4 protein-coding genes are annotated in these 8,904 nt (G+C 55.1%); 1 reads left to right on the forward strand and 3 read right to left on the reverse strand.

All coding sequences use genetic code 11. The features are described 5' to 3' along the window. Nucleotides 1–12 precede the first annotated feature (12 nt). The 3 genes from MPJ51_RS08185 to MPJ51_RS08195 all read right to left on the reverse strand — a co-directional run bounded on the left by MPJ51_RS08185 (nt 13) and on the right by MPJ51_RS08195 (nt 3,832). The gene (locus MPJ51_RS08185; protein ID WP_298384482.1) at nt 13–459 is read right to left on the reverse strand and encodes a YtoQ family protein; all 447 of its coding nucleotides are present in this window, start codon (nt 457–459) and stop codon (nt 13–15) included. Nucleotides 460–541: 82 nt separating this feature from the next. Continuing rightward, the gene (gene pheT, locus MPJ51_RS08190; RefSeq protein WP_298384485.1) at nt 542–2,938 is read right to left on the reverse strand and encodes a phenylalanine--tRNA ligase subunit beta; all 2,397 of its coding nucleotides are present in this window, start codon (nt 2,936–2,938) and stop codon (nt 542–544) included. A gap of 87 nt (nt 2,939–3,025) precedes the next feature. Further along, entirely contained in the window at nt 3,026–3,832 is an 807-nt protein-coding gene (locus tag MPJ51_RS08195; RefSeq protein WP_298384487.1) for a polyhydroxybutyrate depolymerase, read from the reverse strand. A gap of 599 nt (nt 3,833–4,431) precedes the next feature. Here MPJ51_RS08195 and MPJ51_RS08200 point away from each other — a divergent pair. Continuing rightward, the gene (locus tag MPJ51_RS08200) at nt 4,432–8,484 is read left to right on the forward strand and encodes a tetratricopeptide repeat protein (protein WP_298384490.1); all 4,053 of its coding nucleotides are present in this window, start codon (nt 4,432–4,434) and stop codon (nt 8,482–8,484) included. Nucleotides 8,485–8,904 lie beyond the last annotated feature (420 nt).

An 8,904-nucleotide genomic window follows, 5' to 3' on the forward strand; every position in this document is an offset into this window, starting at 1 on the left:
CACCGGATAGACTCAACCGGGCAAGGCCCCGGTCAGCACATAACGCAGGATATCCACCACCTGACGCGGCTCCTCAGCCACGGCCAGCGCCGCCGCGTCCACCTCTTTCAGCGCGTGCTGATGATCGGGGCCATGCAAAACGATGATCGACTTGCCCAATGCCGCCGCATAGCCTGCGTCAAACGCCGCATTCCACTGTTTGTACTTATCCCCGAACCGCACCACGACCACATCCGCGTCAGCGATGCCCTTGCGGGTACGGATCGCATTAACCATCGCGCCCTTGTGGTCATGCCAATACTTGTTCGGCTCGGCCCCCAGAATCGCCACACCGCAATCGTCGCTGGCACCATGATCGGTCACCGGGCTACTGAACGAGATATCCAACCCCTGCGCCCCATCAATGATCTGCTCCCGCCAGTCCGTGTGAATCTCACCCGACAAATAAACCTTCAGCATCTCTTTCTCCTCCTCACGCAAAAAAGGGGCGCGCCCGCCCCTTCATCTTTTCACAAATACTCCCGCCGGAGGCGATCCGACCTCAGCCCCGCAGCGTACCGCCCGTTGCCTTGGCGACCTTCTCGACAATCTTGGCGCTGACCGCCTCAATGTCCTTTTCCTTCAGCGTCGCGTCCGAGGGCTGCAGGCGCACGGTGATCGCCAGCGATTTCTTGCCCTCACCCAGGCTGCCGCCGATAAACTCGTCGAAAACACGAACCTCCTCGATCAGCGCCTTGTCAGCACCAGCAGCGGCATTGACCAGAGTCAGCGCCTCGACCCCCGCATCGACAACAAAGGCAAAGTCACGCTCGACCGCTTGCAGGTCGCGCAGTTCCAGCGCCGAGCGGGTGGCACCGGATTTGCGCGGCAGCGGCACCTGATCGGGCCAGATGGTGAAGGCCATCGCCGGACCCTTGATATCCATCGCCTGCAAAATACGCGGATGCAGCTCACCAAACACGCCCAGCACCTTTTTCGGGCCCAGACAGATCTTGCCATGACGACCCGGGTGCCACCAGGCATCGCCATCGCGCAGAATCTGAACCTTGGCGGGCGCACCAATGGCGGCCAGCACAGCCTCGGCATCGGCCTTGGCATCGAACACATCCACCGGGCGGGATGCGCCCTGCACGTCCTTGGGCCCATTGCGACCGACCAGCAGGCCGGTGATCTGGGTGGTCTGATCGCCGGGTTCGCCATCGTGAAATACCGGACCAACCTCGAACAGCGCCACATCCGCATAGCCACGCGCCTGATTGCGGGCGGCGGCCTGCAACAGGCCGGGCAGCAGATCGGGGCGCATATGGCTCATCTCGGATGAGATTGGGTTCTCCAACTGCGTCACCTCATCACCACCGCCAAACAGCGCGGCCGAGGCCTGATCGATGAAGGTATAGCTGACGCATTCGTTGTAGCCCAACGCCGCGCAGGTGCGCCGCGCCATCGACTGACGGCGCTGCGTCAGTGTCATCACCGGTTTCGGGATGCCATCGGTCACACGCGGCAGCGGTTTGCCTTGCAGCTTGGTCAGGGACGCGATCCGGGCGACCTCTTCGACCAGATCAGCCTCACCCATGACATCAGGACGCCAGCTGGGCACATGGGCCATGTCACCGTCCAGACGGAAACCCAACCGGGTCAGGGTCTGACGCTGCTCGCTTTCAGGAATATCCATACCGACCAGAGACTGCACCCGTTCCGCATCCAGCTTGTAGGCGCGCGCATGATTGGGCGCTTTGCCTGCCTCAACAACCTTGGACACCTCACCACCGCAGATATCCAGAATCATCTGCGTCGCGTGTTCCAGCCCTTCCAGCGTGTATTCGGGATCGACCCCACGTTCGAACCGATACCGCGCGTCCGAGTTGATCTTCAGCGCCCGCCCCGTCAGAGCAATCTGCACATGATCCCAGAACGCGCTTTCGAGGAACACGTTGACGGTCTCTTCGGTACAGCCGGTTCCCTCACCGCCCATGATACCAGCAATGGATTCCGGGCCGTTATCATCCGAAATCACCATCATGCCGGGCTGCAGGGTGTATTCTTTCTCATCCAGCGCCACCAGCGTCTCACCACCCTTGGCGCGATGCACCCTCAAGTTACCCTGCACCTTGTCGGCGTCGAACACATGCAGCGGACGGTTGTGATCGAAGGTCATATAGTTGGTGATGTCCACCAGGGCCGAGATCGGACGCAGACCGATAGCGCGCAGTTGATCCTGCAGCCATTGCGGGCTGGGGCCGTTCTTGACCCCCCGGATCAGACGCCCGGTGAAATGCGGCGCACCGTCCAGCGTATCCTCGTCAATCGTCACCTTGATCGGACTGTCGAAATCACCCGGCACCGGGACATAATCCCGCTCTTTCAGCTTGCCGATGCCACGCGCGGCTAGATCGCGCGCAATACCCGCCACGCCCAAAGCATCGGGACGGTTGGGGGTAATCGCAATCTCGATCATCGGGTCGACCTTTGAGGGGTCATTCTCGGCCAGCCAATCGACAAACCGGTCACCGACCTCGCCCGAGGGCAGCTCGATAATGCCGTCATGCTCGTCCGACAGCTCCAACTCGCGCTCCGAGGCCATCATGCCAAAGCTTTCGACGCCGCGGATCTTGCCGACATTGATGGTGATATCCAGACCGGGGATATACATGCCCGGCTTGCAGACCACGACGGTGATGCCTTCGCGCGCGTTGGGCGCACCGCAGATGATCTGCAGATCGCCCTCATCGGTCGCCACCGTGCAGACGCGCAGCTTGTCGGCGTCGGGGTGTTTTTCGGCATGTTTCACATGGCCCAGCGTAAAGCCCGCCAACCGGTCGGCGGGATTGACGATCTCTTCGACCTCAAGCCCGAGATCGGTCAGTGCCTCGGCAATCTCATCGACCGATGCGTCGGTTTCCAGGTGATCCTTGAGCCAGGAAAGAGTGAATTTCATCGCACGGGGCCTTTTTTGGCAAATGTCCAGTCGGCAATGGCAATGACAAAGAATGGGCCAAGGTGCAAGCCTTGGCCGGATTCCGGGTCACGGATAGGTCGGGGTGCGGCCCAAAAGTTCATCCAGCTGTCGCCCGATCCAGCCATGCGGGATGAAATGCCCGCCGGGATGGGTATCCAGCACCACCTGCCCTTGTGCGCAATCGGTCCATTCCACTCGGCTGAGGGTCAGGATCGGCACCACGCTCCAATCGCCACGCGGGGTTGCGGTTTCGCAGCCATATTTCGCCCGCCACAGCGCCACCGGATAGGTGGTGTCGCCGCCGGGACCAAAGGGGAAATCCATCACCGTGTCATCGGTGCCATGAACATGACGGACCTGAGCCGGGGCCTGCGGGCAATCCTCGGTCTGGCGAATACTGCCCGCCACCGCCAGCAAGGCCGCAACCCCGTCACCCGACTGACAGACATAGCGCCACGCCATCGCGCCGCCAAAGGAATAACCCGAGACATAGATACGATCCGCATCCACCGGATAGCGCTTGGCGACATCTTCAAGCACACGGTCGGCAAAACCGACGTCATCGGTTTGGGGCGACCAGAAATCCCAGCTTTTGCCCAGCCCGTTGGGGGCGACCAGAAGAACGCCGCGCAGGGTTGTGGCCCCGGCAATCCGTTGGTGGTTCACCACCACAGTCCCCTGTCGCGCCCAACCGTGAAAATGCAGCAGAACCGGCAGGGGCGTTTCCCCATCCCAGCCTTCGGGTTCCAGCACATGATAGGATCGGCCTCCGAGGTCACAGGCGGTATCGCCATGGCACTCGGCATTCGAGGGGCTCACGGCAAGGGCCGGTGTCGCAGCCAGCAGGATCAGGCAAAGCAATCGATACATCATGCGGCGGAGCCTAACCGCCCTACCGCCGGTGTCACGTCACATGTATGTTAGGGGTTTTTCAGAACCTATATGCACCGCTTACGTAGCACCTCTGTAGCACAATGCATGGCACTCATACCCAAAAACGACGAAAGCGCCCCAGGTCTAGCATCTATGGGCGCTTCGGAAGTTAAGTTGGTTGCGGGAGAGCGCAACCACCGTTGCCGAACGCAATTGAAATGTCAGGTATAGGCGCGGACCCGACATACCCAACTTATAACTAGACTTCTGTTATGCGGACGAAGCTGACATTGGAGATCAAGCTCAGCAAGTCCGCTTTGCGCGCTTCGCAACAACAGCGAAAAGCAGCACTGGCGACAACCGGAAGTTCTCTGAAAACATGTTGCTGTGAGCGGTTTCATCAAAAGCGGGCACTGGGTTAGCTATGACAATAAGCTCGTTCGAATTGCTCAATCGAGCCGCGCGCCTAAGTCACCGACCCACCGCCCAAGACCAAAGCGAAATGGGTCTTCGTTTTTTTGCAATTCGTGGCATACCTGGGCGTTGAACACGGGAGAGGCAGATGCAAAACTCAACCACGATTCTATGGAGGTGGCTTAGTGGTTTTAAACCCTCATTTGATTCAAACATTTACACCGAACAGGGATTTCGTCGGCCGTGAAGAGCCTTTGGAAGACTTCCTGCACGCATACCGGCTTGAACAGACCAAGGATGATTACCGAATACTATGCTGGCATGGTGTTGGTGGTCAGGGCAAAACCACTCTATTGGAGGAAATGCGGCGCAGAATCGAAAGCTCGGATAACACGGCGATTGCAAGGCTTGACTTCAAGAATGAAAGCCATCGCAATCCTGAAACAGCGCTCCTCAAAGTGCGTGGAGACTTTGCAAGGCAAGGTTTTAAGTTCCCGACGTTCGACTTTGTTTTTGTTCTTTATTTTTCACTGAATCGCCCACTGGAAGACATTTACCAAGTCTATCCCAAGCTATTTCGCAAAGGCGAAAGCGAAGTTGTCAATGACCTTTTGGACATGTCTGAGGGCGAACTGGGTGAATTGGCGAAGGATATCCTGGTTGATGTTTCTAAGATTATTCCAGGGTTGAATTTGATCTACAAATACGGCGCACGTTTCGTTTCGAACTCTTTGAAAAAATTTGAAGACAACAAGGTCAAAGCGCGCCTGCAAGACCTGAACACGGATAACCCGAATGAGCTTTTGGCAAAGATGCCGCTTTTTCTTGGGATCGATATCCAACGGGCATTGGAAGCGCACGACTATCATAGGCTGGTCTTGACAGTTGATACCCATGAAGGATTGGCTAGGGGTGAGTTGCAGGCGGATGCGTGGTTCCGGTACTTGGTCCAATCCATACCGGGCGTGCTTGTCGTAATCATGGGGCGAGATAAGCTGCGTTGGGCAGAGTTGGAAGCTGAATGGCAAGAGCACCTTCAACAAACCGCGCTGCCGAAATTAGGCGACGAGGAAGCCGACACTTTCTTGATAAATGTACCCGTTGACGAACCAGAAATCCGGCAACAACTGATCCATGCGACCAAGGGGCTGCCCTTGTATCTTGATCTCGCAGTGGACACCTATGCCGGCATACGAAACCGTGGTGAAACACCAAAGGTCGGGGATTTTGGGCAGACACGGACTGAAGTGCTGGACAGGTTTCTGAACCATCTTCCAGAAAGCGAACGCAAGGCGCTTTACGTGGCCTCCTATCCCGAGACTCTGACAGAGCAGCTTTTCGTGGATCTTACCAAAAAGGCGACTGGGGGGGGCGCCAACTATAACTGGGCGGATCTTTTACGCCGTTCCTTCATTCGTGAAGACGACAGCGGTCGTCACGTCATGCATGATCTGATGCGGGAGGAACTGCAAAAAAAGGACAGAATAGAAAGGCCAGTTGTTTATCAGGAGCTGCACAGCTTTCTTTTCGAAAGGTATTCAGATCCTGAACGTGCCTTCGTCAGCAAAAAAAGAGAGTTCTCGAACGAGACAGAACACGCGTTGCTCGCCGCCTGCTATCATTCGCAAAATCTGGGCTATGACAGCTTGCTCGATTGGATGAAAGTGGCCGTTGAACCCACCTATGCCATCGGCAAGCTAGCACTTCTCAAACCGTGGCTGTGTTTACTTCTGGAGGCGACGCCAGAAGCAACGGACAACCGTGCTTGGGGCCTCTTTGCTTTGGCGCGTGCGAACTTGGGGGATGCAGCAATGGATCCTTTGCCTTACCTCCAAGAATCTCTCGACATCTATCAGAACGTGAATGGCCGAAACAGCCTTGAATGCGTGCGTGTCCTGCGCAGTTTGGGCCTCAGTGTTGCAGGACATGACGCGGAATTGGCACGGTCCTCTCTCGAGGATGCATTGGCCCGGTGTCGCGCGACACTTGATGGACAGCACCCGGAACATTTGGAGGTTCTCAAGAGTCTGGGTGTCGTTGCGAGACGAACCGGCGACCTCTCCTATGCGGCAGACCAATTTCAATGCATCGTTGATCAAACCTCTGACCATCCTGAACTGGCCGAACAAAGGGTCAATGCTCTGGACACTCTTTCCAATATCAGACGAGACCAGCGCGCGTCGGAAAGTCAAGCGGAGTGCCTCAAGGACCTGCTTGACGAGTTAGACCGTTCTCAGTCTGTAAAACTGGCCTTGAAAGCGTCCGCTTTGGATCGATACGCAGAAGTCTTAACAAAGATCGACCGACCAGATGAGGCACGCCAGATTTCAGACAGAATGATCGCGAGCTATAAGGATCTTTTCCTTCAGGAATGGAACACTCCGGAAGCCTCCAACACATTGGTAAAGTTGTTAAAACACAGACCTAACGATATCGGTATCGTTAAGACAGTCAGACATTGGGTTTCTAGCTTTGGAAAGTTCCCCGGAGCAGCCAACGCTTTGGAAGCATTGCTGAACAGAGATGCGGCAGGACCCGACGATGTCGAAACCGCGTTGTCATGGATAGATGATAATCCAGACTTATCAAGCGTCACAAACTTGTATTGCAAATTGGTTCGCCTACCTCAAGCTCAAAGCTACAACATCGACGAGCGAGCAATGAATTGGGTCTCTCAACGGATCGAGCGCTCTGATCTGGGAAATCTTCTCAATTACTTGGTGAAGCGAACCGAAGTTCAGGATGCAGCGGTTAACGCCTCTCGTACTTGGTTAGAAAAGCGAACTTACGTGAAAGTTCATTATGAGCTTGTAAGGGAGTTGCTCGCACATGCCGAAGATGGCGACGATGTCGCTGTGACATGCGCATTTGACTACCTAGAGACGGATATGCATCCGCAGGCGCGGGCGAATATCTTCCAGTCGTTGCTGTCCAATCCGAAGACGATGAATGACGTGCGACAATGGGCATTCGACCGGTTTAAAGACGGGGCCCATACTGAAGAGGTCAACCACTTCCTTCCTCATTTGTTGGATCAAGGCAATCTGTGCGATGACAGTGCTCAAGCCGTTTTGCGTGTGCTGGAAAGTTATGACCCCAAAGATCTGTCCGGTCGTATCTTCAGAGGTTTGCCAAAAGTCAGTCGTGACAAGAATCAAATCAAAAACGCGGTTGAACGATTTATCGAAGCCAGTCCGCCCGTGTCTGACCAAGTCTTGGCACTTCGAGGGATGCTTGAACAAGACCATCACCTGAATGCGGGTGTTCAAATTGTTTTTGACTGGCTCAACGCCTTTGATGGTGAAGATGAAAATAGCCAACAAATTGTGGATGTAGTTCTCCAATCGGTAATGGGGCCGGCGGCCAACCTTCACCAAGATTGGCGCGATACCGCCGAACGCAAATTCTCCCCGTCGAATGCTTCGGTCTGCAACTTGATTTACGCCTGTATTCTGGTTGCATCGGAAGAGCGCACTGAGCCACTTCGAGAGACGTTAGTCTCCTGGTCAGACGGATTGACTTATGCATTCACAGGCGAAGTACTTAAATTTCTCGCGCTGGGATGGCCGGAAGATCCTGAAGTGGCGAGACTCATCGAGCGGTACATTCAACGTCCTGAGGCCCTAAAGAAACGCACGGATCTGATGGTCACATGGATCCGATCCGGCGGGCCTGAGGGCTCTGGATTAGCCTATTTGCTCAGAGCCAAAGTCGCTCTTCCCTTGACTGGGAAGGGGTCCTTCGAAGAAATGGAACTACAAGATAAGTTCTTTTTCATCAACTCGTTAGCGCTGAATTCCGTTGTCGTGATGGATGCGCTTAGGTTCTTTGTGCATACGGAAAACCAGACCTTCATAGATGAACTGGCCTTCTTGATATCGAAGATAAACCCGAACCATTATTCCGGGGATGGCTCCGATCCTTGCCCTAGTTTTGGACGCATCTGTTTGGACAACATGGATGCTTGGCCCGTTGGGAAAGAGAACTGGATTTGGCGCCCTGTTCTGCTCGACACTCGGCTAGAGACCACGTGCTACAGAGTTCATTTGCGTGGATACTTTGATCGCCTAATAGAGGGATGTTCTCAGCTTGGTAACTCTTCTTGGCATCGAGATGCCTATATAAATTTGACCCGTGCTCTTACAGACGCTCAGCAATCTTCAGCTGAGTTACTGGATTTCTTGCCTGCAATCGTGAGAAACGATGTAGAGACTATCCGGAATGGAGGAAGGCTCTGAGCTTTTCAAGACAAGAAGAAGGTCCTTGGTGTGTCAGGCGATTGCCAACCAGTCTCTGGTGGGGCGCAACGGTTCAACTTATTCCACGCAAAGGCATCGACTTCGGGGAGCACAGCGGGGCGACCGATCCTGAAGATTTATCGACTTGAGAGACTAAGTAAATCGTTGAAGAGCCGTAAAAGGGAGACGTTCCTTGAGGCCCTTTGTGAAACAGAGTGATGTGAATGAACCACCTGGCTCAACCCTCTGAAACAAGGCCAGTGAGGTGTTAGCAATCTGCCCAAGCAAAGGATAGACTGTGAAACGCAGATTATCCGAAGTTGTTTACATCAGGAAATGGCAGCCAAGCTTAGATCTTGACCTGCCCCCCCGAGGCTCCCTCATTCATAAAGAGAGTTTGCGGATCTTGAATTCATATTC

The organism is Ruegeria sp., from assembly GCF_028066395.1.
GTDB lineage: Bacteria > Pseudomonadota > Alphaproteobacteria > Rhodobacterales > Rhodobacteraceae > Ruegeria.

What these genes read in the sequence shown, in the direction of transcription:
- MPJ51_RS08185 (WP_298384482.1), bottom strand. Translation starts at nt 459, where the DNA reads ATGCTGAAGGTTTATTTGTCGGGTGAGATTCACACGGACTGGCGGGAG.
- pheT (WP_298384485.1), bottom strand. Translation starts at nt 2,938, where the DNA reads ATGAAATTCACTCTTTCCTGGCTCAAGGATCACCTGGAAACCGACGCA.
- MPJ51_RS08195 (WP_298384487.1), bottom strand. Translation starts at nt 3,832, where the DNA reads ATGATGTATCGATTGCTTTGCCTGATCCTGCTGGCTGCGACACCGGCC.